27 protein-coding genes are annotated in these 26,536 nt (G+C 74.3%); 13 read left to right on the forward strand and 14 right to left on the reverse strand.

Translation table 11 applies throughout. The features are described 5' to 3' along the window. Positions 1–35: 35 nt before the first annotated feature. The 6 genes from QSK22_RS03665 to thiO all read right to left on the reverse strand — a co-directional run bounded on the left by QSK22_RS03665 (position 36) and on the right by thiO (position 6,495). Complete coding sequence (locus QSK22_RS03665) at positions 36–935, reverse strand: deoxyribonuclease IV (RefSeq protein WP_285492496.1); 900 nt, start codon at positions 933–935, stop codon at positions 36–38. A 94-nt stretch (positions 936–1,029) separates the two neighbouring features. Then, positions 1,030–2,982, reverse strand: coding sequence for a Stk1 family PASTA domain-containing Ser/Thr kinase (pknB, locus tag QSK22_RS03670; protein WP_285492497.1), 1,953 nt, complete (start codon positions 2,980–2,982; stop codon positions 1,030–1,032). Positions 2,983–3,134: 152 nt separating this feature from the next. Further along, complete coding sequence (locus QSK22_RS03675) at positions 3,135–4,127, reverse strand: DMT family transporter (RefSeq protein ID WP_285492498.1); 993 nt, start codon at positions 4,125–4,127, stop codon at positions 3,135–3,137. Positions 4,128–4,322: 195 nt separating this feature from the next. Continuing rightward, a complete protein-coding gene (locus tag QSK22_RS03680) occupies positions 4,323–5,078 on the reverse strand; it encodes a thiazole synthase (protein WP_285492906.1) in 756 nt (251 codons plus the stop codon). 98 nt (positions 5,079–5,176) lie between these two features. After that, positions 5,177–5,377: a sulfur carrier protein ThiS gene (thiS, locus tag QSK22_RS03685; protein WP_285492499.1), complete on the reverse strand. Its 201-nt coding sequence runs from the start codon at positions 5,375–5,377 to the stop codon at positions 5,177–5,179. Beyond that, positions 5,374–6,495, reverse strand: coding sequence for a glycine oxidase ThiO (thiO, locus tag QSK22_RS03690; protein WP_285492500.1), 1,122 nt, complete (start codon positions 6,493–6,495; stop codon positions 5,374–5,376). Before thiO ends, thiS begins: the two co-directional genes overlap by 4 nt. 207 nt (positions 6,496–6,702) lie before the next feature. Between thiO and QSK22_RS03695 the strand changes: the two genes are divergently transcribed. From QSK22_RS03695 to QSK22_RS03710, 4 genes are all read left to right on the forward strand, one after another. Beyond that, positions 6,703–7,905, forward strand: a complete 1,203-nt coding sequence (locus tag QSK22_RS03695; protein WP_285492501.1) for an NAD(P)/FAD-dependent oxidoreductase — start codon at positions 6,703–6,705, stop codon at positions 7,903–7,905. A gap of 75 nt (positions 7,906–7,980) precedes the next feature. After that, the gene (locus tag QSK22_RS03700) at positions 7,981–8,355 is read left to right on the forward strand and encodes an Rv2175c family DNA-binding protein (protein WP_285492502.1); all 375 of its coding nucleotides are present in this window, start codon (positions 7,981–7,983) and stop codon (positions 8,353–8,355) included. 272 nt (positions 8,356–8,627) lie between these two features. After that, complete coding sequence (gene thiE, locus QSK22_RS03705; protein WP_285492503.1) at positions 8,628–9,314, forward strand: thiamine phosphate synthase; 687 nt, start codon at positions 8,628–8,630, stop codon at positions 9,312–9,314. Positions 9,315–9,442: 128 nt separating this feature from the next. Continuing rightward, positions 9,443–9,601, forward strand: a complete 159-nt coding sequence (locus QSK22_RS03710) for a hypothetical protein (protein WP_285492504.1) — start codon at positions 9,443–9,445, stop codon at positions 9,599–9,601. An 85-nt stretch (positions 9,602–9,686) separates the two neighbouring features. Here the strand turns inward: QSK22_RS03710 and QSK22_RS03715 are convergent, their stop codons facing one another. Both QSK22_RS03715 and QSK22_RS03720 read right to left on the reverse strand, forming a co-directional pair. Further along, positions 9,687–10,595, reverse strand: coding sequence for a serine/threonine-protein kinase (locus QSK22_RS03715; protein ID WP_285492505.1), 909 nt, complete (start codon positions 10,593–10,595; stop codon positions 9,687–9,689). 226 nt (positions 10,596–10,821) lie between these two features. After that, positions 10,822–11,874, reverse strand: coding sequence for a polyprenyl synthetase family protein (locus QSK22_RS03720; protein ID WP_285492506.1), 1,053 nt, complete (start codon positions 11,872–11,874; stop codon positions 10,822–10,824). 199 nt (positions 11,875–12,073) lie between these two features. On the opposite strand from QSK22_RS03720, the gene metF reads away from it, so the two are divergent. Further along, complete coding sequence (metF, locus tag QSK22_RS03725) at positions 12,074–13,006, forward strand: methylenetetrahydrofolate reductase [NAD(P)H] (RefSeq protein ID WP_285492507.1); 933 nt, start codon at positions 12,074–12,076, stop codon at positions 13,004–13,006. 53 nt (positions 13,007–13,059) lie between these two features. Here metF and QSK22_RS03730 read toward each other — a convergent pair whose 3' ends face one another. From QSK22_RS03730 to QSK22_RS03750, 5 genes are all read right to left on the reverse strand, one after another. Beyond that, entirely contained in the window at positions 13,060–13,644 is a 585-nt protein-coding gene (locus QSK22_RS03730; RefSeq protein WP_285492508.1) for a GNAT family N-acetyltransferase, read from the reverse strand. 105 nt (positions 13,645–13,749) lie between these two features. Beyond that, complete coding sequence (locus QSK22_RS03735; RefSeq protein ID WP_285492509.1) at positions 13,750–14,079, reverse strand: hypothetical protein; 330 nt, start codon at positions 14,077–14,079, stop codon at positions 13,750–13,752. 38 nt (positions 14,080–14,117) lie between these two features. Beyond that, a complete protein-coding gene (locus QSK22_RS03740; protein ID WP_285492510.1) occupies positions 14,118–15,026 on the reverse strand; it encodes a hypothetical protein in 909 nt (302 codons plus the stop codon). A gap of 48 nt (positions 15,027–15,074) precedes the next feature. Then, positions 15,075–15,434: an arsenate reductase family protein gene (locus QSK22_RS03745; RefSeq protein WP_285492511.1), complete on the reverse strand. Its 360-nt coding sequence runs from the start codon at positions 15,432–15,434 to the stop codon at positions 15,075–15,077. Then, positions 15,431–15,904: a YbaK/EbsC family protein gene (locus QSK22_RS03750; protein WP_285492512.1), complete on the reverse strand. Its 474-nt coding sequence runs from the start codon at positions 15,902–15,904 to the stop codon at positions 15,431–15,433. The genes QSK22_RS03745 and QSK22_RS03750 overlap by 4 nt, the downstream gene beginning before the upstream one ends. Positions 15,905–15,969: 65 nt before the next feature. Between QSK22_RS03750 and QSK22_RS03755 the strand changes: the two genes are divergently transcribed. The 3 genes from QSK22_RS03755 to QSK22_RS03765 all read left to right on the forward strand — a co-directional run bounded on the left by QSK22_RS03755 (position 15,970) and on the right by QSK22_RS03765 (position 18,153). Beyond that, a complete protein-coding gene (locus QSK22_RS03755; RefSeq protein ID WP_285492513.1) occupies positions 15,970–16,719 on the forward strand; it encodes a L,D-transpeptidase family protein in 750 nt (249 codons plus the stop codon). 348 nt (positions 16,720–17,067) lie between these two features. Further along, positions 17,068–17,583 (forward strand): SAV_6107 family HEPN domain-containing protein, encoded by a 516-nt coding sequence (locus QSK22_RS03760; RefSeq protein ID WP_285492514.1) that lies wholly within the window; start codon positions 17,068–17,070, stop codon positions 17,581–17,583. A gap of 315 nt (positions 17,584–17,898) precedes the next feature. After that, positions 17,899–18,153, forward strand: coding sequence for a hypothetical protein (locus tag QSK22_RS03765; protein WP_285492516.1), 255 nt, complete (start codon positions 17,899–17,901; stop codon positions 18,151–18,153). Positions 18,154–18,293: 140 nt separating this feature from the next. On the opposite strand, the gene bldD is transcribed toward QSK22_RS03765, so the two are convergent. Further along, positions 18,294–18,788, reverse strand: coding sequence for a transcriptional regulator BldD (gene bldD, locus QSK22_RS03770; protein ID WP_285492517.1), 495 nt, complete (start codon positions 18,786–18,788; stop codon positions 18,294–18,296). A gap of 446 nt (positions 18,789–19,234) precedes the next feature. Between bldD and pyrR the strand changes: the two genes are divergently transcribed. The 5 genes from pyrR to carB are packed head-to-tail and all read left to right on the forward strand — an operon-like array spanning position 19,235 to position 26,532. Further along, the gene (gene pyrR / locus QSK22_RS03775) at positions 19,235–19,846 is read left to right on the forward strand and encodes a bifunctional pyr operon transcriptional regulator/uracil phosphoribosyltransferase PyrR (RefSeq protein ID WP_285492907.1); all 612 of its coding nucleotides are present in this window, start codon (positions 19,235–19,237) and stop codon (positions 19,844–19,846) included. Further along, positions 19,846–20,787: an aspartate carbamoyltransferase catalytic subunit gene (locus tag QSK22_RS03780; RefSeq protein WP_285492518.1), complete on the forward strand. Its 942-nt coding sequence runs from the start codon at positions 19,846–19,848 to the stop codon at positions 20,785–20,787. The genes pyrR and QSK22_RS03780 overlap by 1 nt, the downstream gene beginning before the upstream one ends. Further along, positions 20,784–22,073 carry a dihydroorotase gene (locus QSK22_RS03785; RefSeq protein WP_285492519.1) on the forward strand — a complete coding sequence of 430 codons (1,290 nt, stop codon included), beginning with the start codon at positions 20,784–20,786 and terminating at the stop codon, positions 22,071–22,073. The genes QSK22_RS03780 and QSK22_RS03785 overlap by 4 nt, the downstream gene beginning before the upstream one ends. Next, a complete protein-coding gene (gene carA, locus QSK22_RS03790; RefSeq protein WP_285492520.1) occupies positions 22,070–23,191 on the forward strand; it encodes a glutamine-hydrolyzing carbamoyl-phosphate synthase small subunit in 1,122 nt (373 codons plus the stop codon). Before QSK22_RS03785 ends, carA begins: the two co-directional genes overlap by 4 nt. Next, complete coding sequence (carB, locus tag QSK22_RS03795) at positions 23,191–26,532, forward strand: carbamoyl-phosphate synthase large subunit (protein WP_285492521.1); 3,342 nt, start codon at positions 23,191–23,193, stop codon at positions 26,530–26,532. Before carA ends, carB begins: the two co-directional genes overlap by 1 nt. Positions 26,533–26,536 lie beyond the last annotated feature (4 nt).

Consider the following 26,536-nt stretch of genomic DNA (forward strand, 5'->3'; position numbering starts at 1 on the left):
AGGGGGCTGAGATGCAGGGGTGCGGCGCGGGCGGCTCAGCGGTCGCGCAGGCGCTTGAGGGTCTCGACGTCCCTGCGGTGCGGTTCGGGGGCGCGCCCGGGCGTCTCGATGATGAACGGGACGCCCGCCACGGCCGGGTGGCGGAACAGCTCGGCGAACGGCTCCTCGCCGATCCGCCCCGCGCCGATGTTCTCGTGCCGGTCCCTGGCCGATCCGCAGGCGTCCTTGGAGTCGTTGGCGTGGACGAGCTTGAGCCGCCCCTCGCCGACCGTCTCGACGAGCGCGTCGATCGTCGCGGCCGCCCCGCCCGGGGCGGACAGGTCGTGACCGGCGGCGAACGCGTGGCAGGTGTCGAAGCACACCCCGAGCCTGGGATGGCGGTCCAGCGCCTCGAAGAACGGGCCGAGCTGCTCCACCTTGGCGCACAGCATCCGGCCCTGCCCGGCCATGGGCTCCAGCAGCAGGTCGGGCCCGTCGTCGGGGATCTCCTCCAGCAGCGGCAGCAGCTGGTCGCGGACCTGCCGCATGGCGTCCTCGTACGGCTGGCTGACCGCCGAGCCGGTGTGCACCACCACGCCGCGCGCGCCGATGTCGCGGCCCCGGCGCAGCGCGTGCCGCACCGACGCCACCGACTTGGCGAGGGTGTCGGCGCTGGGCGAGCCGAAGTTCACCAGGTACGCCGCGTGGACGTAGACCGGCAGATCCTCCTGCTCGCGCAGCCGGGCGTCCTCGGCGGGCCGGCCGTCCGGCAGCGCCCAGCCGCGCGGGTTGGACACGAACACCTGGACGGCCTCGGCGCCGATCTCGGCGGCGTACTTGAGACCGCCGGTGGCCAGGCCGCCGGCGACCGGGACGTGCGCGCCGACCGGGCAGCCCGCCACGGCCGGCGCCGGGGACGCGCCGACGGAGGACGAGGTCACGGATGAGAAGGCCATAGGGCGCTCAGCATAGTCGCCCGCCGGACCGTTCCCGGCCGCGCCGGGCCGTGCTCGCGACGCGCCGCGCGGGCCGCGCCCGCCGGGCGGGCGGTCAGCCCCAGATGGTGACCTCCTGGCCGCGCTGGGCGGTGGAGCCGGGCAGCGGGTTCTGCCCGACCACCCGGTTGCCCAGCTTGCTGCCGATCTTGACCTTGAAGCCGGAGCTGCGCAGCGTGCGCCGGGCGTCGTCGAACGACTGGCCGATCACCGTCGGCACCGGGAGCCGGTCGCCCCGGTCGCCGGAGTCGTCGTCGCAGAAGAACTCGCCGATCAGGCAGTTGCGGCGGTTGACCACGAGGGTGACCTTGTCGCCGGACGACACGCCGGTGCCCGCCTTGGGGCTCTGCGACAGCACCGTGTCGCCGGGCTTCCCGTCGACCCGGCGCCGCTCGATCTCGACGTCGAGGCCCATGGAGCGCAGCCGGTTGGCGGCGTCGTCGCTCTTCTGCCCCACCACGTTCGGCAGGGACATGCCGCTGCTGACGACGATCTGCACCGGCACGTCGGGGGACTGCTTGTCGCCCGCGGCCGGGTTGGTGCGCACCACGCGGCCCTTGGCCACCGTCTGGGACGGGGTGCTGCTCTCGCGGCCCGGCTGCAGGCCCTTGTCGCGCAGGATGCGCTTGGCGTCCTCCAGGGTGCGGCCGCGCACGTCGGGCACCTCGCGCGGCACCCGTCCCTTGGACGGGGTCAGCGTCACCGTCTCGCCCTTGGCGATCCGCGTGCCCGGCGCCGGGTCGGTCTTGGCGATCTCGCCCTTGTCGACCCGGTCGCTGTACTCCTCGGGGCCGATCCGGGCCTGCAGGCCCGCGTCGGCGAGCGCCCGGCGGGCGTCGGCCACCGTCATGCCGATCAGCCGGTCGGGCACGTGGTCGTACTGGCCGGACGTCTGGTACCACACCGACCAGGCCAGCACCACGGCGGCGACCGCGCCGATCGCGATCAGCACGTACCGGGCGGGCGCGCCGACCCCGCGCCGGGGGGCGCGGTCGTCCGGCGGCACCAGGGCCGGGCCGGTCTCGGCGGGCGACAGCACGGCGGTGCGCCCGCCGCCGGGCGGCGGGTTCTGCCCCGGCGGCACGCCCGGCCCGTTCGGCGGGGCCTCCAGGACGGCGGTGTGCCCGCGGGCCGCCTGCTCGACGCGCCAGTCGATGTCGGGCGGCAGGCCGCCGTGCACCTCGGCCGCCAGCGCCAGGAACTGCCCGGCGTCCTGCGGCCGCTGCGCGGGCTCGCGCGCGGTCGCCCGGGTGACCAGCACGTCCAGCTGCTGCGGAAGGCCCGGCACCAGGTCCGACGGCGGCGGCACGGCCTCGTTGACGTGCTTGTAGGCGATCGCCAGCGGGGTGTCGCCCTGGTGCGGCAGCTCCCCGGTGAGCAGTTCGTAGAGCAGCACGCCGGCCGCGTACACGTCGGTGCGCACGTCGGCGTCGCCGGACAGCACCTGCTCGGGCGCCAGGTAGCCGACGGTGCCGATGATCAGCCCGGTCTTGGTCATCTTGCTGGCGCTCTCGGCCCGGGCCAGCCCGAAGTCGGCCACCTTGACCTGGCCGTCCTCGGTGATCAGCACGTTCTCCGGCTTGACGTCGCGGTGCACCAGGCCGGCCCGGTGCGCGGCGGCCAGCGCGGCCAGCACCGGCTGGAGGATCTCCAGCGCGGCGCGGGGGCCGAGGCGGCCCCGCTCGGTCAGCAGGTCGCGCAGCGTGCGGCCGGGCACGTACTCCATGACCAGGAACACGTGCTCGCCGTCGGTGCGCTGGTCGAACACCGCGACCACGTTGGGGTGCGACAGCGCGGCGGCCGCCTTGGCCTCGCCGATGAAGCGGGCGACGAACTCGTCGTCGGCCGCGAGGTTGGCGTGCATCACCTTGATGGCGACCACGCGATCGAGCCTCAGGTCGCGGGCGACGTAGACCGTGGCCATGCCGCCGCGCGCGACACGGGACTCAATGCGGTAGCGCCCGTCGAGCACCCGCCCGACGAGGGGGTCGGCAACCGTCGTGTCCATCGCTGCGAGTGTAGGCGGCTTTTCCGGTGCGCATCATCAGTCGGGAGTATGAGGATCGATCCGCCCTTGATCGGTCGCGCACCGTGACCGCTCCGGGGCGGACCGCTCCCGAACGGGCGCCGGCGGCGACGGCACGTGCCCGGGGGCGCGGTTCACCGTGAGCGGGCGGCCTCGGGCGCCGCACCCTCGGCGGCGGGGCCAGGGGCGGCGGGGGAGCGGCGGGCGATCCGCGCGCGGACGGCGGCGAACCCGCCCCGCGACACCGCCACCCCGGCCAGGCACAGCACGCCGCCCGCGAGGGTGGGCAGGCCCGGCACCTCGCCCAGCAGCGCCCACGACATCAGCACCACCAGGGCGGGCACGGCGTAGGTGGTCGCGCCCATTTTGCCCGCCGAGGTGCGGGCCAGCGCATACGCCCAGGTGGTGAACGCCAGGGCGGTCGGGAAGACGCCCAGGTACACCATGTCCAGCGTCGCCTTCAGCGGAGCGTCGGCCAGTTCCCCGGCCAGCCGCCCGGCGAACGGCAGGCAGGCGGCCGTCCCCACCATGCAGCCGTACGCGGTGACCTGCAGCGGGGAGCCGTGCTTCAACGCGGGCTTCTGGCTGACCACCCCCACCGCGTAGGTGACGGCCGCCAGCAGGCAGAGCACCACGCCGAGCGTCGCCGACCCGCCGTCCGGGCCGCCGTCCGACAGCGAGACGCCCACCACGACGGCGCCGGCGAACGACACCGCGATCCCGGCCAGCAGGCGCGCCGGCAGCCCCTCCTTGAGCAGCCAGCCGCCCAGCAGCGCGACCAGGATCGGGCCGACGTTGACCACCATTGCGGCGGTGCCCGCGTCCACCTCCTGCTCGCCCCAGTTCAGCACGATGTTGTAGACGCCGAACCACAGCACCCCCGACACCAGGATGCCGGGCCAGGCGGCGCGCGGCGGCGGGCCCTCCCGCCGCACCAGGCACAGCAGCAGGAGCGTGGCCGAACCCGCCAGCAGGCGGCCCAGCGCCAGCGCGCCCGGGGAGAACTCGCGGCCCGCGCTGCGGATCGCCACGAACGCCGACGCCCACAGCACGACCGTGAACGCCGCGGCGGCCACGGCGCGCCGGTCCACCGGCGGCCGGGCCGCCGCCTCTTCCTGTCGATCCATGCGCTGCACCCCGGGAAGCGGACGTTTCCACGAATCCCCGAAGCGCCCCCGCAGGCCGGGGGCCCGGACGGCGGGAAGGCGGCGCTCCCGCGCGGTGGCAGCGCGGGCCGGGGAGGACGCGGATCAGTCTGCGCCCACTCACCTTTCAGGTCCAGCGAGTATTTCTACAGGGAAGCGTTCAGCGTTCCTTCACCATCAGGTGCCGGTGCTGAGGCCCTCCCAGGGGGACGACGCCTGCGCGTAGCGGCGCTTGGGGATGCGCCCCGCCAGCCGCGCCAGCCGCCCGGCCTGCACGGCGTGCCGCATGGCGGCGGCCATCGCGGCGGGGTGCTGCGCGCGGGTGACGGCGGTCGCCAGCAGCACCGCGTCGCAGCCGAGCTCCATGGCCAGCGCGGCGTCGCTGGCGGTGCCCAGGCCCGCGTCCAGCACCACCGGCACGTTCGCCTGCTCGACGATCAGTTCGATGTTGTGCGGGTTGCGGATGCCCAGGCCCGAGCCGATCGGCGAGCCCAGCGGCATCACCGCGGCGCAGCCGACCTGCTCCAGGCGGCGCGCCAGCACCGGGTCGTCGTTGGTGTAGGGCAGCACCACGAACCCGTCGTCCACCAGCTGCTCGGCCGCGTCCACCAGCTCGATCGGGTCGGGCAGCAGGGTGCGCTCGTCGGCGATCACCTCCAGCTTGACCCAGTTGGTGTGCAGCGCCTCGCGGGCCAGCTTGGCCGTCAGCACGGCCTCGCCCGCGGTGAAGCAGCCCGCCGTGTTGGGCAGCACCCGGACGCCGCACTCGCGCAGCACGTCCAGCACCGACCCGCGCGCCTGCGGGTCCACGCGGCGCATGGCGACGGTGGTCAGCTCGGTTCCGGACGCGGTCAGCGCCTCGCGCAGCACGTGCATGCTGGGCGCGCCGCCGGTGCCCATGATCAGCCTGGAGCCGAACTCCTCGCCCGCGATGACGAGGCTGTCCGCCTCGGGGGCCGCACCGCTCTCGGGGGCCCGGCCCGCCGCGGCCGCGCCGGCCGGAGTCGTGTGGGCCGTCTGCTCTCGCACCGTCAACCTCCCTGCACGGCGGTCAGCACCTCGAGCCGATCCGCCTCCCGTAGCGTCGTGGCGTCCCAGTCGGAGCGCCGCACCACCTCGTCGTTGAGCGCCGCCGCCACGCCGGAGACGGCGGGGGCGACGGACGCCACCAGCTCGGCCACGCTGGTGCCCTCGGGCACCTCGCGCGCCTGCCCGTTGACGATGACCTTCATGCCGTGACCTCGAAGCGATCGGGGGTGAAGGGGCGGGCCGCCTCGGGCACCGTCCCGTCCAGCAGCGTCTCGGCGAGGGCGTCCGCGCTGACCGGCGTCAGCAGGATGCCGTTGCGGAAGTGCCCGGTGCCCAGCACCAGCCCCGGCAGCGCGGACGGGCCGAGCACCGGTGCGTTGTCGGGCGAGCCGGGCCGCAGCCCCGCCGACACCTCGGCGAACTCCAGCTCGGTGATGCCGGGCACCAGCTCGCGCGCGTCGCGCAGCAGCTCCCACAGGCCCCCGGCGGTGATGCGGGTGTCGAAGCCCATCTCCTCCTGCGTGGCGCCGACCACGACCTCCCCGTCGGCGCGCGGCACCAGGTAGATCGACGAGCCCTTCACCAGCCCGCGCGTGCAGCGCCGCAGGAACGGCACGCGGGTGCGCAGCCGCAGCACCTGGCCCTTCACCGGACGCACCGGTGGAACGGTCCCGGGGGGCAGGCCGCCGATGTCCGACGACCACGGCCCGGCCGCCAGCAGCACCCGGTCGGCGGGCAGCCGCGTCCCGTCGTCCAGCCGCACCCCGGCGGCGGCGTCGCGTTCGACCAGCACGGCCTCGGCGCGCCGCCGGACCAGCCGCACGCCCAGCTTCTCCGCGGCGGCCAGCAGCGCGGCGGTCAGCCTGCGCGGGTCGATCGAGCCGTCTGCGGGGACCAGCAGCCCGCCGCGCACGCTCGGCGCCAGCATCGGCTCCTGCTTGCGGCACTCCCGCCCGGACAGGTGCTCGGGGGCCAGGCCCAGCGACTCCTGGAAGCGGCGCAGGTCCTCCAGGTAGGCCAGGTCGTCGGAGTCGAAGGCGACCTGCAGCACGCCGTCGGTGCGCAGTGCGGTCTCGGCCCCGGTCAGCTCCTCCAGCTCGGCGACGAACGCCGGGTAGCGGGCCAGGGACGCAAGGCCCAGCCGCAGCAGCGGCTCCTCGCCGTAGGTCAGCTCGCTGACGGGGGTGAGCATCCCGGCGGCGACGTTCGACGCCCCGCTCGCCGGGTCGGGGTCGACCAGGGTGACCGACGCGCCGCGCGCGGCCGTCCGCCAGGCCGCGGCCAGCCCGACGACCCCGGCCCCGATGATCACGATCTCCACGTGTGCACTCCCTTCGCCGGCATGATCCGGATCAGGTCCTGGCGGTCGGCGGCCCGTACAGCCGCCCTCTCAGCCCGGTCGTACCGGACTCCCGCGGTTTCTCGCATGTACCACCCTACGTCCCATTAGTCCGTTCCAGTGTCGGGCCCACCCGTGGCGGGCGGCCGGCCGGAGCGGCCGGAACCGGGCGGGCTAAGGTGTGCCTTCATGAACAGGGTGATCGTGGTGGGCGGCGGTCTGGCGGGCGTGCGGACCGTGGAGGCCCTGCGGCGCAAGGGGCACGAGGGGGAGGTGCTCCTCGTCTCGGCCGAGCGGCACCGGCCCTACGATCGGCCGCCGCTGTCCAAGGCGGTGCTGGCGGGCGACGCCGACGACACCACCGTCGAGGTCGACTGGGACGAGCTGCGCTGCGAGATGCTGCTCGGCGAGCGCGCCACCGCGCTGCGGCCCGGCGACCCCTGCGGCGGCACCGTCGTCACCACAGCCGGCGAGCTGGAGTTCGACGGGCTGGTCATCGCCACCGGCGCCGCCCCCGTCACCCTGCCCGGCCACGGCGCCCAGCGCGTGCTGCGCACCATCGACGACGCCCGCGACCTGCGCGCGCGGCTGACGCCCGGCGTCCGCCTCGTCATCGTCGGCGCGGGCTGGATCGGCGCCGAGGTCGCCACGACCGCCGCCAGGAAGGGCTGCTCGGTCACGGTGGTGGAGGCCGCCGACGCCCCCCTGTCGGGCGCCATCGGCCCCGAGGTCGGGGCGTTGACGGCCCGCTGGTACGGCGAGGCGGGCGTGGAGCTGCGCACCGGCGTCAAGGTCGCCGCCGTCGAGCCCGGGGCGCTGCTGCTGGCCGACGGCGCCCGCGTCCCCGCCGACGAGATCGTGGTCGGTGTCGGCGTCCGCCCCGAACTGGGCTGGCTGGACGGCTCCGGCGTGGAGACCGACGGCGGCGTGGCGACCGACGCCGCGCTCCGCGTCACCGTCGCGGGCGCCCCGCGGTCCGACATCGTGGCGGTGGGCGACTGCGCCGCCTGGTGGTCGAACAGGTACGGGCGGCGCCTGCTCGTCGAGCACTGGGACACCGCCCTCAACGCCCCCGCCGTCGCGGCCGCCACCCTGCTCGGCGAGGACGCCGTCTACGACCCCGTGCCGTACTTCTGGTCCGAGCAGTTCGGCCGCATGGTGCAGTACGCGGGCCACCACCAGGGGGCCGAGCGCGTGCTGCACCGGGGCGACCCCGACGGCTCCACGTGGTCGGTGTGCTGGCTCACCGGCGACCGCCTGGACGCCATCCTCACCGTCGACCGCCCCCGCGACCTGGTGCAGGCGCGCCGCGTGCTGACCGCGGGCACGCCCGTCGACCCGGACCTGCTCGCCGACCCCGAGCGCCCCGTCCGCGAGACGGTGAAGGCCTGACGGCGCCCGCGGTCCTTCCGGGGATGCGGGGGTTTGAGAGGAGCGGGGGCGTGGTAGGCAGGGGGCGTGACGCAGATGCACGCAACCGTTGAGCGCGATCTCGATCCGCAGACCGACGCCCTGGCGGGGGAGTGGCTCACCCTCAAGGAGGCGGCCGCCCGGCTGGGGGTCAAGCACAGCAGGATCAAGCAGCTGCTCGCCGAGCGCAAGCTGCTGGCCGTCCGCCGCGAGGGCCAGCTCATGGTCCCCGCCGCGTTCCTGCGGGACGGCCAGGTGATCAAGGGACTGTCCGGCACGCTGACGGTGCTGTCGGACGCGGGCTTCAGCGACGTCGAGACGCTGCGGTGGCTGTTCACCGCCGACGACACCCTCCCGGGCACCCCGGTCCAGGCCCTCAGCGAGAACCGCGGCACCGAGGTGCGCCGCCGCGCCCAGGCCCTGGCCTTCTAGCGTCCGGGCCCGAACTTCCGGGCCCGAGCGTCCGAACCCCGGCGTCCGAACCCCGGGCCGCCCGCAGGGGCGGGCCGAAGAACGCACGTGACACGATTGCGGGGTCACGCGCGAAGGTGCCGCCGGCCGCCGCACGGCCGGTGCGCACCGGCGCGTGACCCCGCGATCCGCATCCGGCCCCCGGTGCCGGGTACCGATCCCACGACCCGCCGCCGCGCGCGGACGGACCGAGAGCGCGCACGCGCCCAGCAGTGAAAGGAACGTCTTCCACCGTGTCCAGGCACCTGCCCTCCGAACGCGCCGTCGCCCTGCGCGCCCGGCTCAGCCGGGCCCGCCTCTACCTGTGCACGGACGCCAGGGAGCGGCAGGGCGACCTGCCCGAGTTCCTCGACGCGGTGCTGGCCGGAGGCGTCGACATCGTCCAGCTCCGCCACAAGGGCTTGGAGGCGCGGCAGGAGCTGGAGTACCTGCGGGTGTTCCGGGCGGCCTGCGAGCGGCACGGTGCGCTGCTGGCCGTCAACGACCGCGCCGACATCGCTCACGCCGCGCACGCCGACGTCCTGCACCTGGGTCAGGACGACCTGCCGGTGCCGGCCGCCCGCGCCATCGTCGGCCAGGACATGCTCATCGGCCGGTCCACGCACTCCGACGAGCAGGCGTCGGCGGCCGCCGCCGAACCGGGCGTCGACTACTTCTGCGCCGGGCCGGTGTGGCCCACCCCCACCAAGCCGGGACGGCCCGCCCCCGGGCCCAAGCTGCTGGAGTACGTCGCCGCCCAGCGCGAGGTCCGCCCCTGGTTCGCCATCGGCGGCATCGACGCGGGCAACCTCGACCGGGTGCTGGCCGCCGGGGCGACCCGCGTGGTCGTCGTCCGCGCCATCACCGAGGCGGCCGACCCGGGCGCCGCGGCCGCCGAGCTGGCCCGCCGCCTGGCCGCCCACTCCGCCGATCCGTCCTGACCGCCGGCCCGGTCACCCGCCTGATCACCCGCCCGATCACCTGGCCGTCGCCGCGCCTTTCCCCGGCGGTCGCCGCGTGATCGCCGACTCGGCCGCGGGCACGCCCCGGCATGTCCCACAATGGACCCATGAGCATGGGACCCGACGACGAGCGTGTGGTCGAGCTGGTCGAGGACGAGCTGGAGATCCTCCCCGACCAGACCACCGACGACACCGACACCGGATGGGGCGACTGGCGCGGCGACGACGACTCCCGGCTCCTGGACGACCGTCCGCCGCACTGGTGACCCGGCCCTCGAACCGGCGTGCACCGGCCGCGCGGCCCGCCGCGGTGGGCGGCGCCGCGCGGCCCCGCCCATCCCGGCGGGCGGCTCACCACAGCAGGCCGAGCACGAACCCGACCGTCATCACCACGGCCAGGGCCACCATCATCCGCCAGCGGTAGGCCGGGATGCGCCTGGGCCGCGGCTTGGGGGCGGGCGCCCGCCCCTCCCGCAGCGCGCGCACCAGCTGCCGCGCCGTGGGCCGGGCGGCCGGGTTCTTGTCCAGGCAGCGCAGCGCCAGGTCGCGCAGCGGGCCGTCCATGCCGCCCAGATCGGGGCGGCGCGAGGTCACCCGACGCATCACCGCCGCGCTCGGCCCGGTGCCGAACGGGGGGCGTCCCGTGGCGGCGAACACCACCGTCGCGCCCCAGGCCAACACGTCGGCGGGCGGGCCGACCGGCTCGTCCTCGATCTGCTCGGGCGCCATGTAGGCGGGCGCGCCCACCGGGCCCGTCGTGATCGCGGCGGCGTCCGCCAGCCGGGCCGTGCCGAAGCCGACGACCTTGGCGCCGTCCGGGCCGAGCACCACCTCGCCCGGTGTGAAGCCGCGGTGCACGACGCCCGCCCGGTGGATGGCGGCCAGCCCGGCGGCGGTGCGCAGCGCCACCGCGCGCAGCCGCTCGTCCGGCAGCGGCCCCTGCTCCTCCACGACCCGCTGCAGCGTCGGGCCCTCGACGTACTCGCTGACGATGTACGGGCGGTCGCCGGCGACGCCCGCGTCCAGCATCCGGGCGATGTGCCGGCCCGTGACCTCCAGCACCGCGTCGGCCTCCGCGCGGAAGCGGCCGAGCGCCCGCCGCCCGCCCGCCGGGACGCCCCGCAGCAGCTTCACCGCCACCGGCTCGCCCTCCGGCGACCGGGCCAGGTAGGCGACGCCCCGGCCGCCCTCGCCGAGCCGGCCCAGCAGCCGGTAGCCGCCGACGCGGCGGGGGTCGTCCGGGGCCAGCGGGCCGCGCACGCGCCGGTCGCGACGCGGCCGCGGGTCGCGACGCGCATGCCGCTCGGGCGGTGAGGGACGGGGCGTGGGAGGCACGTCTGGCTCCGGCTCAGGGAGGCGAGGGTAGAGGAATGCCTCTTTTGTACCGTGCCGCCCCCGTCCGCGCGTCCCGAACCTTCGATCTGCGGTCTCGTCGCGGGCGGCGCCGCATGAGCGATGTGCGCCCGCGGCGGATGCGCCGGGCGGGTCAGGCCCGGCGGGCGGTGGCGGCGACGGCCAGCTCCTCCAGTGCACCGACGGCCACGGCGGCCAGCGGGGCGTCCGCCAGCGCGGCGGCGGCCTCGGCCGCGTACCGGTCGATCATCTCCTCGCAGGCGGCCAGCCCGCCGGTCTCCTCGATGATCGTCCGCAGCCGGTCCACGCCCTCGGCGTCCAGCCCGGGGTCGCCGAGATGCCGCTCCAGCAGCTCGGCCTGCTCGGGACCGGCGCGTTCGGCGGTCAGCGCGACCAGCACCGTCCGCTTCCCCTCGCGCAGGTCGTCGCCCGCGGGCTTGCCCGTCTCGGCCGGGTCGCCGAACACTCCGAGCACGTCGTCGCGCAGCTGGAAGGCGATGCCGAGCGGGCGCCCGTACGCGCTGAGCGTCTCGATCACCTCGGGCGGCGCCCCGGCCAGCGCGGCGCCGAGGTGCAGCGGGCGCTCGATGGTGTACTTGGCGCTCTTGTACTCCACCACGCGCAGCGCCGTCTCCACGGTGCCGCCGCGGCGCGCGCCCTCCAGCACGTCCAGGTACTGGCCGCACATCACCTCGGTGCGCATCAGGTCGTAGACGGCGCGCCCCCGGGCCAGCCGGTCCGGGTCCAGCGCGCTGGACTCGTACATCTCGCCCGACCACGACAGGCACAGGTCGCCCAGCAGGATCGCCGCGCCCAGCCCGAACGGCTCGGGGGCGCCGAGCAGGCCGTCGCGCCGGTGCAGCTCCTCGAACCGGCGGTGCGCCGACGGCTGGCCGCGGCGGGTGTCGCTGGAGTCCATCACGTCGTCGTGGATGAGGGCGCTGGCCTGCAGCAGCTCCAGGGACGCGGCGGCGGTCACGATGCCCGGCGCCTCGCCGCCGCCCGCGCTGCGCCAGCCCCAGTAGCAGAACTGCGGACGCAGCCGCTTGCCGCCGGCCAGCAGCGCGTCCAACGCGTCCAGGAGGGGGACCAGATCCGGGCTGATCGCCAGGAGTTCCGGCCGCCGGCGGTCGACGAAGGCCAGCAGCGCCTCGTCGACCTCCTTGCGGATGCGGCGCGTCGTCATTTTCCCGATCGTTCCGTTCGCTGGTTGATCACTTACGGCCGAGGTGAGTATTTCGCACCATGTCCTTAATTTCATCCTCGGACAGGGGGAAATCTGCGTGCGCACCGGGGCCGCCCCGGAGCGTGACCCGGATCGCGCCGCTCGAACCGCGGCGACCTCGGGATGTGGCCGGCGGGCCGCCCCCCACTAGGCTGTGAGAATGCGATCTGTACGTCCCGACCGCGCCCCGACGATCCGCGAGCTGCTGGCAGACGGCCGCAAGACGTTCTCCTTCGAGTTCTTCCCCCCCAAGACCGAACAGGGGGTGCGGAACCTGTGGCGCACGATCCGCGAGCTGGAGACGCTCCGCCCGTCGTTCGTGTCGGTGACGTACGGCGCGGGCGGCGGCACCCGCGACAAGACCGTCGACATCGTCGAGCGCATCGCCACCGACACCACCCTCACCCCGGTGGCGCACTGCACCGCCGTCAACCACTCGCGCGCCGAGCTGCGCCACCTGATCGGCCGGTTCGCCGCCGCGGGGGTGCGCAACATCCTCGCCCTGCGCGGCGACCCGCCCGGCGACCCGATGGGCGAGTGGGTCAAGCACCCCGCGGGCGTCGAGTATGCCGCCGAGCTGGTCGGCCTGATCCGCGCGTCCGGCGACTTCTGCGTGGGCGTGGCCGCCTTCCCCTACAAGCATCCGCGCTCGCCCGACATCGACAGCGACACCCGCCACTTCGTGGCCAAGTGCCGCGCCGGCGCCGACTACGCGATCACCCAGATGTTCTTCCGCGCCGAGGACTACTTCCGGCTGCGCGACCGGGTGGCGGCGGTCGGCTGCGACGTGCCGATCATCCCGGGCATCATGCCGGTCACCCAGCTCAGCACCATCGAGCGCTCCGAGCAGCTGTCGGGCGCCCCGTTTCCGCCCGAGGTGCGCGAGCGGTTCGACGCGGTCGCCGGCGACCCCGAGGCGGTGCGGCGGCTGGGCATCGAGCACGCCGCCGAGCTGTGCCGCGAGCTGCTCGACCAGGACGCGCCCGGCATCCACTTCATCACCTTCAACAAGTCCACGGCGACCCGCGAGGTGTACGCGCTGCTGGAGGAGTCCGGCCACGCCGGTCACGGCGCCGTCCGCGCCACCGCCTGATCTTCGGGTCCGGCGCCCCGGGGCGGCGTCCCGGGGCGCGGGCCCGGCCGGGGTCAGCGCTTGGCGGCCAGCGGCAGCATGCCGCCCATGACGGCGTAGCGGGGCCCGCCGCCGGGGAACTCGAAGTCGGTGAGCAGGTCGATCATGCCCACCGAGCGGTACAGGTTGCGGGCGGGGGAGTCCGGCGGGCTGTTCAGCGTGGACAGCACCGCCGTGCGCTCCGAACGGCCCTCGCACAGCGCGTTCAGCAGCGCCCGGCCCAGGCCCTGGCCCTGGTGGTCGGGGTGGACGTGCAGCTCGGCGACCTCGAACGCGTCGTCCAGCCAGGCGGCGGCGTGCTCGGGGCCGCCCTTGTCGGCCAGCGCCTGGTACACCACGTCGTGCCACCACTGCCCGGCCCCGCCGTGGAAGCCGTAGATGAATCCGCGCACCGGCCCGCTCAGGCCCGGCAGCGCCCCGCGCCGCTCGGCCACGATCGCCCGGAACCCCGGGTAGGAGGCGTGCCGCTGCATGATCGTGTGCCGTCCCGGCAGCTGGTCGCGGGGCGGCCGCATCGCCGCCGCGTACACCTCCACGATGGGGTTCAGGCGGCGCAGGAAGGCGCGATGGTCGATCTCGCGCAGCTTCGGCTCCCTCACGCAGTAGAGCCTAGACCCGCCCGTGATGCCGCCTGTGTCCGGCCGGGGGCGAGCGATCCGTCCCGCCTCGGGCACGGGCGCCGCGGCCGCACGGCGCCCGGGGTTTCAGGCCGGGATGGTGCGCTGGGTGGCGTTGAGGCGGTCGTAGATGTCCCACAGGATGCGGTCGGCGGCCTTCTGCAGGCTGGCGCGGTTCTCGTCGAGCTGCCCGCCCCACTGCCGCGCCTCCGGGCCCAGCCAGGCGTCCGTGCCGTTCAGCGTCTTGACGGGCGCGTCCAGGGCGTTGCGCAGCCTGCCGATGCTGCCGTAGGCGTCGGCGTACGCCTGGTAGAGCTGCCGGTAGGCGGGGTTGGGACGCTCGGTGGGCGGCAGCTTGGCCGCCGCGGACGCGTCCAGCGGCGGAAGCAGGCTCCCGGGGGGCGGCGGAGCGGCCATGGCGACCTCTCAGGTCTCGTCGTGTCTCGGCTGCGTCTTCAGGCTTCGGACTCGGAGGAGGCGGACGTCGGGGCGTACAGGCCCTGCCGGGCCAGCGCTTCGCGGGCCTTCTCGCTCAGGTCCGCGCCGGTGAGCACCTGCACCGCGACGGAGCGGACGTCCCGGCTCTCGGCCTCCTCCAGGAGCGTGCGCATCCACTTGGCGTCCATCGTGAGGTGATGGCTGGCCGTCCCCAGCGACTCCTGGAGGAAGCCCAGGCGCGTCTTGCTGCCCTCGGCAGCCTGGATCAGGGCGGCGACCCCGGCCGGGCCGAGCAGCTCGTAGAGCTTCTCGGTGTAGTCGGGGTCGTCGGCGTTGGCCTTCAGGTGCTGCCACACCGACTTGGGGATGGGCGACTCCTCCTTCAGCGCGGCGGACACGGCCAGCGCGTCGGCGCGCGCGGCCTTGGCGGCGGCCTCCCGGGTGGGGAAGTTGCCGATGTCGCCCGCGCCGTTCGGCGTCGTGCCGCGGGGCGGCGTGGCGGGCGCGGGCTTGAAGGAGTGCGCCGGCGCCCCGCCGCCCTTGGACGGCTGCCCGCCCTTGCCGGCCCCGGCCCGCGGCGCGGGGACGCCCCGCGTCGCACCCGTGCCCGCGCTGGCGGACTTGCCCGGCGTCGGCGACGGGGCGGACGGCGCCTGGACGCCCCGGCCCCGGTCGGGATGGGTGACCGCGTAGTTGTAGCGGCGCGTCAGCATGCCGAGCTGGTCGGCCGTCCACTGTGCCACCAGGTCGGCCTGCCGGTACCCGGCGGCCGACACCCCCGGCGGGGGGCGGTGGCTGCTGAGCCAGCCCCGGATCGCCGTGGCCGCCTCCTGCATCTGCCTGAGCAGCTGGTTGAGCGCGGGCGGATCGATGCCGCGGAAGTCGGGGTCTCGCGCGGCCGGCCCGGTGCGCATCTGCGCGGTCATCCGCCCTCCCGAACGTCGTTGGTCCGGTTCCCCAGAATCACACCGGCATCACTCGCTGTCGAGTACCCGCCGCACCGATTCGGGGTCGCGGGCAACGACCGCGCGGCCGTCGCCGGTCAGCACGATGGGCCGCTGGATCAGCACCGGGTTGGCGACCATCACTTCGATCCAGCGCGCGCGGTCGCGCTCCATGTTCTTCAGGTCCAGCTCCTTGGCGACGGGCTCGTTCAGCCGCGCCACCTCCCACGGCTCGGCGCCGATGCGGGTGAGCACCGCGTCGAGCTCCTCGGCCGTCGGCGGATCGTCCAGGTAGCGGCGCTCGGTGTAGGCGATGCCCGCCTCGTCCAGCGCGGCCTTGGCGGTCCTGCTCTTGGAGCAGCGCGGGTTGTGCCAGATCTCGGTCGTCATTCGTCCACTCCAACGTCGGCGGGGTCGCCCCCGGTGATGCGCACCAGTTCGCCGTAGGAGGTCGGGAAGACGGTGTGCGGATGCCCGCCCGCCGCCCAGACCACCTCGTGCCTGTCCAGCCAGACGTCCACGAGCGTACGGATCGGGGCCGGGTGCCCCAGCGGAGCGACACCCCCGATCGGCTGCCCCGTCGCCTGCCGGACGAAGTCCGGCGTGGCCCGGCGGACCTTGCGCGCCCCCACCAGCGCGGCCACCCTGCCCGTGTCGACCCGGTGCGCGCCGCTGGTCAGCACCAGCAGCGGGGCTCCGTCGGCGTCGAAGACGAGGCTGTTGGCGATCGCGCCCACCTCGCAGCCGAGCTGGTCCGCGGCGGCCTGGGCGGTGGGGGCGGGCTCGGGCAGCTCGATGATCTCGCCGGTCGCGCCCCGCTCCCGCAGGGCTTTGGCAACCCTTTCGGCGTTTGCATGCATGAGAGCACTTTAGAGTGTCGAAAACTGCACTAAGGGTGCATTTGCCCAGTAAGGGGGGTACGCGGATGCGTGCACGGATAGCGGTCGTACTGGCCGGTGCGGTGGCCGTGACCGGCTTCACGACCCAGGCGGCGACGGCCGCCCAGGACGCCGCCGTCTCCACCGTCGAACGGGCGGCCGCGCCCGCCCAGCGTCCGACGCTGAAGCTCGGATCCAAGGGCGACGCCGTACGGCAGCTGCAGAACCGCCTCAAGCAGCTCCACTACGACCCGGGGACCGCCGACGGCCGCTTCGGGACGTCCACCCGGATGGCGGTGTGGGCCTTCCAGAAGGTCAACCGCCTCACGGTCAACGGCACCGTCGACGCCGCCGTATGGAAGGCGCTGGACGCCCCCCGGCAGCCCCAGCCGCTCACCAAGCGGCGCGAGGCCGACCGGGTCGACGTCGACCTGACGCACCAGTACCTCGTCGTCTACAAGGGCGGCAAGCTGCGGCTGATCTCGCATGTGTCGGCGGGGTCCGGCAAGCGCTACTGCACCACCGACCCCAAGACCAAGAAGGAGCGCTGCCGCCGCGCCGTCACGCCCACCGGCGACTACCGCACGCTGCGCCGCATCGACGGCTGGCGCAACGCGCCGCTGGGCCGGCTCTACAACCCGATCTACTTCAACGGCGGCATCGCCTTCCACGGCGCGCCGAGCGTGCCCGACTACCCGGCCTCGCACGGCTGCGTCCGGCTGCCCATGCACATCGCCGAGTACTTCCCGAAGATCGTCTCCCTCGGGGTGGCCGTCCACGTGCGCCGTCCGGCCTAGCCGAGACTGTCGGACCCGTCTGCTCCACTGGTCGTGACCAGGGCGGTCATCGCCCGGTTCGAACACGTTGACGAATCGTCACCGGGACGGTTTACTGTGACTGCGTCGAACTTATGTTCGACGTGGTACGGGGTTGCGCGACCGTGCCAGGGCTACGGGGCGCGGTCCCCAGCGCGCCGGCCGCACGGCCGGTCCGCCGGGGCCCGCGGTGTTCACCGGGGGGATCCCGGAGCCCCCGCCCGTCCCCGCCGGTTCAGCGCGCGATCCGGCGGGACGACGGCCGGGCGGAGCGAGGGGAAGCGCTCCGCCCGGCCGGCCAGGCCGGCCCGAGCCGGAAGGAGACAGGCCATGTCCGTCACGAAGACCGCGCGGGGCGTCCACTCCGCTGTTCACTCTTCCGCCCAGTTCGGCGACCTGCCCCGCCCACGTCCACGCCCGGTTCCCGCCCCACGCCCCGCCCACACGGCCGCCGGTCAGCTGCAGGCCGCCCGCATGGGTCTGGCCGAGGCGGCCGAGGCCGCCTCGCCCGCCGTGCGCTACGTGTGCGCCCACCTGGCCGCGCTGCGCGCCGCCGCCGCGGTGCTGGCCGCCAAGGAGCCGGTGGAGACCCACCGCCGCGGCCGCCCGCGCAGCGTGTGGGTGCTGCTCCCCGAGGCCGAGCCCGCCCTGCGCGAGTGGGCCGCGTTCTTCGCCGCCGGCGCCGACAAGCGCGCCGCCGCCGAGGCGGGCCTGCCCCGCGCGGTGACCGCGCGGGAGGCCGACGAGCTGCTGCACGACGCCGAGGTGTTCGTCTCCCTGGTGGAGAAGACCCTGGGCATCCCCAGCCGGCCCACCCTCCCCGTCCACGACTCCCGCGCCGGCTGACCCGGTCCGCGCAAGCATGCCCCACCCACTCCGGAAACCCCGCCGGCCGGGCGGGCCATAACGTCGTCCACCCCACGGCGGCTTTCACCGCGCCCCCTCGTGACGGTGGCGGCGCGCAAGGGGGGGGTTCGGCGCGCGGGTGAGTCCGGTGGCCGCGGGCGTGCTGGACGGGCGCGTCGGAGCGCGCAGGGTGCTGCCGGCCGGAGGCGTGCTCGCGGGAGCCGGGCTGGGGTTCGTCAGCGTGGCGCACGGCGCCATGTGGCGGTTGTACGCGGGCGGAACCGTGCGGGGAGTGGGGTTGGGGCCGGCCTACGCGTGGCCGATCTCGTCGTCGCGGCGGTTCCCGCGGCGCACACGGGGGTGGCCGCCGGAGTGAACACGCTGCTGCGCACCGTGGGGGCGTCGCTGGGGACGCAGGTCAGCGCCGTGATCGTCACGGCGTCGGTGCCGGATGGCGGGAGGTTCCCCGCCGAATGGGGCTTCGTGCTCGGCTTCTCCGTCAGCGCGGCCGCCATGGCCGGGGTGCTCGCCGTTGCCGCGGCGGCACCGCGCAGGACGGGCCGGTGTTGACAGGGTCGAGTTGACAGGGTCGAGCTGACAGGGCAGGTGCCGGCGGGGCCGGTGTGCCGTCCGGGCCTGGCGCGCGAGTCGAGGGGACCGTCCCGCAGACCAGGACCCGGACGCCGGGTCGGGGGCTCCCGGTCAGGTGGTCAGAACGCCTCCACGGCGCGCCGGGCCTCCGGGTCGAGAACGCCCCAGCCGATCAGTTCCTCGGTCAGCTCGGACGGCGACTTGTCGTAGATCACCGCCAGCGACCGCAGGTCCTCCTGCCGGATGGACAGGACCTTTCCGTTGTAGTCGCCCCGCTGGCTCTGGATCGTCGCGGCGTAGCGGGCGAGGGGACCGGCCTTGTCCTTCGGAAGCTGCTGCAGACGCTCGAGATCGATCACGAGCTTCGGGGTAGGACCGAGCGGGCTCGGCGCGGCTCCGCCGGGCAGCAACTCGGAAACCGGCACGCCGTAGAAATCGGCGAGCTCGGCCAGCTTCTGAACGGTGACGGCGCGGTCGCCCCGCTCGTACGAACCCACGACGACGGCCTTCCAGCGGCCGCGGGACTTCTCCTCCACACCGTGCAGGGACAGACCCTGCTGGGTACGGATGGCGCGTAGGCGCGCCCCAAGAGCCTTAGCGTATTCAGACGGCATGTGCGGTCCCCCAGGCTCACTTTCGTCGTCGTTGTCGGGCCCCCGGGACGTGTTCCTTCGCGCCCGGGGGGAAGCCCGGACCCGGAGGCTGCACCGCCCCAAGGGTCCGTCTCCAGCGATGGTTACGGACAGTGACGGTAAAACGGGGACGGCCCTAGGTCAAGCTGATTGGAAAAAAGCGGTCGAATCCGCAGGTCTCGATCCGGACCGTCCGGATCGGGCCGGCCCGTCGCGCGCACCGGTCACCTCCGGCGCCCGATCCCTACATTCCCCGAATGTGACCGCTCTCACCAGGCAAGACGCCCGGTATCCCCGGTACGGGGCGGAGCGGGCGGACTGCTACGGTGATACGGACGAGCGTCCTTTAAGACCCGTCCCGTGAGGCGGGAAAGGAGGTTTCTGTGGTGAATGCTGCCCCTCGGCGGGAGGAACCGCCGGAGGCGCGGGTGGCGGACGGTGACCCCCGGCCCGCCGATCCCGGGGGCACTCCCGGGCACAAGGCCGTTCTGGAGGGTCCCGACATCCGGCGCGCGCTCACCCGCATCGCCCACGAGATCCTGGAGCGCACCAAGGGCGGCGACGACGTCGTCCTGCTGGGCATCCAGACCCGCGGCGTGACGCTGGCGCGGCGCCTGGCCGAGCTGCTGGAGCGGGTGGAGGGCCGCCCGGTCCCGCGCGGCTCGCTCGACGCCACCATGTACCGCGACGACCTGCGGATGAAGCCCGCCCGCGCGCTGAACCGCACCGAGCTGCCCGCCGGCGGCGTCGACGACCGCATCGTGGTCCTGGTGGACGACGTGCTGTTCTCCGGTCGCACCGTCCGCGCCGCCCTGGACGCCCTGGGCGACCTGGGCCGCCCGCGCGCCGTGCAGCTGGCCGTGCTCGTCGACCGCGGCCACCGGCAGCTGCCCATCCGCGCCGACTACGTGGGCAAGAACCTGCCCACCTCCATGCGGGAGACCGTCCGGGTCATGCTCGCCGAGAACGACGGGCGCGACGCGGTGCTGCTCGGCCCGGCCGACGGGCGCCCGCGCTCCGCCGAGGGGAGGCACGGCTGATGCGGCACCTGATCTCGGCGGCCGACCTGAGCAAGGACGACGCGCTGCTCGTGCTGGACACGGCCGAGGAGCTGGCCCGGGTCGCCGACCAGTCCATCAAGAAGCTGCCGACGCTGCGCGGCCGCACCGTGGTGAACCTGTTCTTCGAGGACTCCACCCGCACCCGCATCTCGTTCGAGGCGGCCGCCAAGCGGCTGTCCGCCGACGTGATCAACTTCTCCGCCAAGGGGTCGAGCGTGTCCAAGGGGGAGAGCCTCAAGGACACCGCCCTGACGCTGGAGGCCATGGGCGCCGACTGCGTGGTCATCAGGCACTCGGCGTCCGGCGCCCCGTACCGGCTGGCCAACTGGGTGCGCGGCAGCGTCGTCAACGCCGGCGACGGCACCCACGAGCACCCCACGCAGGCGCTGCTGGACGCGTTCACCATGCGCCGCCGCCTGGGCAGCCTGGAGGGCCGCCGCGTCACGATCGTCGGCGACGTGCTGCACAGCCGGGTGGCACGCTCCAACGTGCTGCTGCTGGGCACCCTCGGCGCCGACGTCACGCTGGTCGCGCCGCCCACGCTGCTGCCGGTCGCGGTCGACACCTGGCCGTGCTCGGTGTCCTACGACCTGGACGCGGTGCTGCCCAAGAGCGACGTGGTGATGATGCTGCGGGTGCAGCGCGAGCGGATGAATGCCGCCTACTTCCCCAGCGTCCGCGAGTACAGCCGCCGCTACGGCCTGGACGCCGAACGGCTGGCCCGGCTGTCCGACGACGCCATCGTCATGCATCCCGGCCCGATGAACCGCGGCGTGGAGATCGCCGCCGAGGTGGCCGACTCGCCCCGCTCCACCGTCGTCGAGCAGGTCGCCAACGGCGTCAGCGCCCGCATGGCCGTGCTGTACCTGCTGCTCGGCGGTTCCGAACCCGCCATCGGCAAGGAGGTCACCGCAAGGTGAGCGTCACCTATCTGATCAAGGACGCGCGGATCCTGGGCGGCGACCCCGCCGACATCCTCGTCCGCGACGGCGTGATCGCCGAGATCGGGCGGGGCCTGGACGCGGCGGGCGCCCAGGTCGTGCCCGCCGACGGCCTGATCGCGCTGCCCGGCCTGGTCGACCTGCACACCCACCTGCGGGAACCGGGACGCGAGGACGCCGAGACCGTCGAGACCGGCACCAAGGCCGCCGCGATGGGCGGCTTCACCGCCGTGCACGCGATGGCCAACACCGACCCCGTCGCCGACACCGCGGGCGTGGTCGAGCAGGTGTGGCGCCTGGGCCGCGAGGCCGGCTACTGCGACGTCCAGCCCGTCGGCGCGGTCACCCGCGGCATCGCCGGCGAGCAGCTGGCCGAGCTGGGCGCCATGGCCGACTCGGCCGCCCGGGTGCGGGTGTTCTCCGACGACGGGCACTGCGTGTCCGACGCGGTGATCATGCGGCGGGCGCTGGAGTACGTCAAGGCGTTCGACGGCGTCATCGCCCAGCACGCCCAGGAGCCGCGGCTGACCGAGGGCGCCCAGATGAACGAGGGCGAGGTGTCGGCCCGGCTCGGCCTGCCCGGCTGGCCCGCGGTGGCCGAGGAGGCTGTCATCGCCCGGGACGTGCTGCTGGCCGAGCACGTGGGCTCGCGGGTGCACGTGTGCCACGTGTCCACCGCCGGCTCGGTGGAGATCATCCGGTGGGCCAAGAGCCGCGGCTGCCGGGTCACCGCCGAGGTCACCCCGCACCACCTGCTGCTCGACGACACCTGCGCCGAGACCTACGACCCCATCTACAAGGTGAACCCGCCGCTGCGCACCGCCGACGACGTCGCCGCGCTGCGGCAGGCCCTGGCCGACGGCACCATCGACTGCGTGGCCACCGACCACGCCCCGCACCCGGTGGAGGCCAAGGAGACCGAGTGGGCCGAGGCCGCCATGGGCATGATCGGGCTGGAGACGGCGCTGCCGGTCGTCCAGGAGGCCATGGTCGACACCGGGCTGCTCGACTGGGCCGGGGTCGCCGACCGCATGTCGGTCCGCCCCGCGCGCATCGGCCGCCTGTCCGGGCAGGGCCGCCCGCTGGCCGCGGGCTCACCCGCCAACATCACGCTGTACGACCCGGCGCCGCGCCGCCCGGTGGACCCGACCGCGATGGCGTCCAAGAGCCGCAACACCCCCTACCAGGGGCTGGAGCTGCCGGGCCGGATCGTCGCGACGTTCCTGCGCGGCCGCGCGACCGTACTGGAAGGGAAGCTGCAGTGACCCCACCTCCCGCCGTGCTCGTCCTCGAAGACGGCAAGACCTTCCACGGGGTCGCGTACGGGGCGCTGGGCGAGACCTTCGGCGAGATGGTCTTCGCCACCGGCATGACCGGCTACCAGGAGACCCTCACCGACCCGTCCTACGCCCGGCAGATCGTGGCGATGACCGCCCCGCACATCGGCAACACCGGCGTCAACGACGAGGACCCCGAGTCGGGCCGCATCCACGTCGCCGGGTACGTGGTGCGCGAACCCGCCCGCGTGGCGTCCAGCTGGCGCGCCACCGGCTCACTGGAGTCGGCGCTGCGCGAGCAGGGCGTCGTCGGCATCGCCGCCCCCGGCACCCGCGCGCTCACCCGCCACCTGCGCGACAAGGGCGCCATGCGCGCCGGGATCTTCAGCGGCGACGCCGCCCTGGCCCCCGAGCGCGACCTGCTGGACAAGGTGCTGGCCAGCCCGTCCATGGTGGGCGCCGACCTGGCCCGCGACGTGTCCACGCCCGAGCCGTACGTGGTCGCCGCGCACGGCGCCAAGCGGTTCACCGTGGCCGCCGTCGACCTGGGCATCAAGGCCATGACGCCGTACCGGATGGCCGAGCGCGGCTGCGAGGTGCACGTGCTGCCCGCGACCAGCACCGCCGAGGACATCCTGGCGCTCGACCCCGACGGCGTGTTCTTCAGCAACGGCCCCGGCGACCCGGCCGCCGCCGGGTACGCCGTCGACGCGCTGCGCGGCGTGCTGGACGCCGGCCGGCCGTTCTTCGGCATCTGCTTCGGCAACCAGATCTTCGGCCGGGCCCTCGGCCTCGGCACCTACAAGCTACGGTTCGGGCACCGGGGCATCAACCAGCCGGTGCGCGACCGCACGACCGGCAAGGTGGACATCTCCGCGCACAACCACGGGTTCGCCGTGGACGCGCCGACCGACGGCACCTTCGACACCCCGTACGGACGCGGCGAGGTCAGCCACGTCAACCTCAACGACGGCTGCGTCGAGGGCCTGCGGCTGCTCGACTACCCGGCGTTCAGCGTCCAGTACCACCCGGAGGCGGCGGCGGGACCGCACGACGCCACCGACCTGTTCGACCGCTTCTGCGAGCTGATGGGGGGTGCCCGCTGATGCCGCGGCGGACCGACCTGAACTCCGTCCTGGTGATCGGCTCCGGCCCGATCGTGATCGGTCAGGCCTGCGAGTTCGACTACTCCGGCACCCAGGCGTGCCGGGTGCTCAAGGCCGAGGGCCTGCGGGTGGTGCTGGTCAACAGCAACCCCGCCACGATCATGACCGACCCCGAGTTCGCCGACGCCACCTATGTCGAGCCGATCACCCCGGAGGTGGTCGAGAAGATCATCGACAAGGAGCGGCCGGACGCGCTGCTGCCCACCCTGGGCGGCCAGACCGCGCTCAACACCGCCATGGCGCTGCACGAGTCGGGCGTGCTGGAGCGCTACGGCGTGGAGCTGATCGGCGCCGACGTGGAGGCCATCCAGGCCGGCGAGAACCGCGAGCGGTTCAAGGCCGTCGTCGACAAGGTCGCCCGCGAGCACGGCCTCAACGCCGCGTCGGCCCGCTCGGTGATCTGCCACACCATGGACGAGTGCCTGGCCGCCGCCGCCGACCTCGGCTACCCGCTCGTCGTGCGGCCGTCGTTCACCATGGGCGGCGCCGGCTCCGGCATGGCCCACGACGAGGCCGACCTGCGCCGCATCGCCGGCGCCGGGCTGGCCGCGTCCCCGACCGGCGAGGTGCTCCTGGAGGAGTCGATCCTCGGCTGGAAGGAGTACGAGCTGGAGGTCATGCGGGACGCCGCCGACAACGTCGTCATCGTGTGCTCCATCGAGAACCTGGACCCGATGGGCGTGCACACCGGCGACTCGATCACCGTGGCGCCCGCCATGACGCTCACCGACCGCGAGTACCAGAACATGCGGGACGTGGCGATCGCGGTGATCCGCGAGGTCGGGGTGGACACCGGCGGCTGCAACATCCAGTTCGCCGTGCACCCGCAGACCGGGCGCATGGTCGTCATCGAGATGAACCCGCGGGTGTCGCGGTCGTCGGCGCTGGCGTCCAAGGCCACCGGCTTCCCCATCGCCAAGATCGCCGCCCGGCTGGCCATCGGCTACACCCTCGACGAGATCCCCAACGACATCACCGCCGAGACCCCCGCCTCGTTCGAGCCGACCCTCGACTACGTGGTGGTCAAGGTGCCGCGGTTCGCGTTCGAGAAGTTCCCCGGCGCCGACGAGGCCCTCACCACCCACATGAAGTCGGTGGGCGAGGCCATGGCGATCGGCCGGTGCTTCACCGAGGCGCTGCAGAAGGCGCTGCGGTCGCTGGAGCAGAAGGGCTCCTCGTTCTCCTGGGCCGGGGACCGCGGCGACGCCGAGGAGTGGGTCGCCAAGGCGAGCCGTCCGCACGACGGGCGGCTGCGCGCCGTCCAGCGGGCGCTGTGGGCGGGCGCGTCGGTGCAGCGGCTGCACGAGGCCACCGGCATCGACCCCTGGTTCCTGGACCAGATCGCCGCGCTCAACGAGATCGCCGAGGAGATCCGCACCGCCGAGGACGCGCTCACCCGCGACAAGCTGCTGCGGGCCAAGCGGCACGGCTTCTCCGACGCCCAGATCGGCGAGCTGCGCGGCCTGTCGGAGGAGGTGGTGCGGGAGCTGCGGCACGCCCTCGGCGTCCGGCCCGTCTACCTGACCGTCGACACCTGCGCCGCCGAGTTCGCCGCCCGCACCCCCTACCTGTACTCCTCCTACGACGAGGAGACCGAGGTGCCGCCCGGCACCAAGCCCAAGGTGATCATCCTGGGGTCCGGGCCGAACCGCATCGGGCAGGGCGTGGAGTTCGACTACTCCTGCGTGCACGCCTCGTTCACCCTGGCCGAGGCGGGCTACGAGACCGTCATGGTCAACTGCAACCCCGAGACCGTCTCCACCGACTACGACACCTCCGACCGGCTGTACTTCGAGCCGCTGACGCTGGAGGACGTGCTGGAGGTGGTGCACGCCGAGCAGAAGACCGGCGAGGTCGCCGGGGTGATCGTCCAGCTGGGCGGGCAGACCCCGCTGGGCCTGGCCCGGCGGCTCGAGGACGCGGGCGTGCCGGTCGTCGGCACCTCGCCGGAGAGCATCCACCTGGCCGAGGACCGCGGCGCGTTCGGCCGGGTGCTGCACCGCGCCGGGCTGACCGCGCCCAAGCACGGCACCGCCACCTCCTTCGAGGAGGCCCGCGAGATCGCCGCCGAGATCGGCTACCCGGTGCTGGTGCGGCCCTCCTACGTGCTGGGGGGCCGCGGCATGGAGATCGTCTACGACGACGCCACGCTGGAGTCGTACCTGGAGATGCAGACCCGGGGCGGCCTGCTGGAGCACCCCGTGCTGGTCGACCGGTTCCTCGACGAGGCCATCGAGATCGACGTGGACGCGCTGTTCGACGGCGAGGAGCTCTACCTCGGCGGAGTCATGGAGCACATCGAGGAGGCCGGCATCCACTCCGGCGACTCGGCGTGCGCGCTGCCGCCCATCACCCTCGGCCACGACGACCTGCGCCGCATCCGCGAGGCCACCGAGGCCCTCGCCCGCGGCATCGGCGTGCAGGGGCTGATGAACGTCCAGTACGCGCTGTCGGCCGGCGTGCTGTACGTGCTGGAGGCCAACCCGCGGGCCTCGCGCACCGTGCCGTTCGTGTCCAAGGCCACCGCCGTGCCGCTGGCCAAGGCCGCCGCCCGGATCATGCTCGGCGCCACCATCGCCGAACTGCGCGCCGAGGGCCTGCTGCCGCCGTCCGGCGACGGCGGGTCGCTGCCGCTGGACGCGCCGATCGCGGTCAAGGAGGCGGTGCTGCCGTTCAACCGGTTCCGCACCCCCGAGGGCCACGGCGTGGACACCGTGCTCGGCCCCGAGATGCGCTCCACCGGCGAGGTCATGGGCATCGACGAGGGGTTCGGCACCGCCTACGCCAAGTCGCAGCAGGCCGCCTACGGCGCGTCCCTGCCCACCAAGGGCCGCGCGTTCGTGTCGGTGGCCAACCGGGACAAGCGGCACATGGTGTTCCCCGTCAAGCGCCTTGCTGACCTCGGCTTTGAGATTCTTGCCACGGAGGGGACCGCGGAGGTCCTGCGCCGCAACGGCGTGCATGCCAAGATCGTGCGCAAGCACAGCGACGGCCCGGGGCCCGACGGCGAGCCCACCATCGTGCGGCGCGTCCTCGACGGCGAAGTGGACCTCATCGTCAATACTCCCTTCGGCAGCCCCGGACAGTCGGGGCCGCGGCTGGACGGCTACGAGATCCGTACCGCGGCCGTGCTGCGCGGTGTGCCGTGCGTGACGACGGTGCAGGGCCTGGCGGCGGCCGTGCAGGGCATCGAGGCCATCGTCGGCGGCCAGATCGGCGTGCGCTCGCTGCAGGAGCACGCCGAACGCCTGCGCGGCGCGCACGGCGCGGGGCCCGCGTGACGGG

It is taken from the genome of Actinomadura sp. NBRC 104425, assembly GCF_030269545.1.
GTDB classification, from domain to species: Bacteria; Actinomycetota; Actinomycetes; order Streptosporangiales; family Streptosporangiaceae; genus Spirillospora; species Spirillospora keratinilytica.

Excerpts from the sequence above, each read along its gene's own strand:
- QSK22_RS03665 (WP_285492496.1), bottom strand. The coding sequence starts at position 935 with ATGGCCTTCTCATCCGTGACCTCGTCCTCCGTCGGCGCGTCCCCGGCG.
- QSK22_RS03780 (WP_285492518.1), top strand. The coding sequence starts at position 19,846 with ATGCGGCACCTGATCTCGGCGGCCGACCTGAGCAAGGACGACGCGCTG.
- carB (WP_285492521.1), top strand. The coding sequence starts at position 23,191 with ATGCCGCGGCGGACCGACCTGAACTCCGTCCTGGTGATCGGCTCCGGC.
- QSK22_RS03710 (WP_285492504.1), top strand. The coding sequence starts at position 9,443 with ATGAGCATGGGACCCGACGACGAGCGTGTGGTCGAGCTGGTCGAGGAC.
- pknB (WP_285492497.1), bottom strand. The coding sequence starts at position 2,982 with ATGGACACGACGGTTGCCGACCCCCTCGTCGGGCGGGTGCTCGACGGG.
- QSK22_RS03675 (WP_285492498.1), bottom strand. The coding sequence starts at position 4,127 with ATGGATCGACAGGAAGAGGCGGCGGCCCGGCCGCCGGTGGACCGGCGC.
- QSK22_RS03760 (WP_285492514.1), top strand. The coding sequence starts at position 17,068 with ATGTCCGTCACGAAGACCGCGCGGGGCGTCCACTCCGCTGTTCACTCT.
- QSK22_RS03750 (WP_285492512.1), bottom strand. The coding sequence starts at position 15,904 with ATGCATGCAAACGCCGAAAGGGTTGCCAAAGCCCTGCGGGAGCGGGGC.
- metF (WP_285492507.1), top strand. The coding sequence starts at position 12,074 with ATGCGATCTGTACGTCCCGACCGCGCCCCGACGATCCGCGAGCTGCTG.
- QSK22_RS03695 (WP_285492501.1), top strand. The coding sequence starts at position 6,703 with ATGAACAGGGTGATCGTGGTGGGCGGCGGTCTGGCGGGCGTGCGGACC.
- QSK22_RS03755 (WP_285492513.1), top strand. The coding sequence starts at position 15,970 with ATGCGTGCACGGATAGCGGTCGTACTGGCCGGTGCGGTGGCCGTGACC.
- thiS (WP_285492499.1), bottom strand. The coding sequence starts at position 5,377 with ATGAAGGTCATCGTCAACGGGCAGGCGCGCGAGGTGCCCGAGGGCACC.
- QSK22_RS03720 (WP_285492506.1), bottom strand. The coding sequence starts at position 11,874 with ATGACGACGCGCCGCATCCGCAAGGAGGTCGACGAGGCGCTGCTGGCC.
- QSK22_RS03740 (WP_285492510.1), bottom strand. The coding sequence starts at position 15,026 with ATGACCGCGCAGATGCGCACCGGGCCGGCCGCGCGAGACCCCGACTTC.
- QSK22_RS03745 (WP_285492511.1), bottom strand. The coding sequence starts at position 15,434 with ATGACGACCGAGATCTGGCACAACCCGCGCTGCTCCAAGAGCAGGACC.
- bldD (WP_285492517.1), bottom strand. The coding sequence starts at position 18,788 with ATGCCGTCTGAATACGCTAAGGCTCTTGGGGCGCGCCTACGCGCCATC.
- QSK22_RS03735 (WP_285492509.1), bottom strand. The coding sequence starts at position 14,079 with ATGGCCGCTCCGCCGCCCCCCGGGAGCCTGCTTCCGCCGCTGGACGCG.
- QSK22_RS03700 (WP_285492502.1), top strand. The coding sequence starts at position 7,981 with ATGCACGCAACCGTTGAGCGCGATCTCGATCCGCAGACCGACGCCCTG.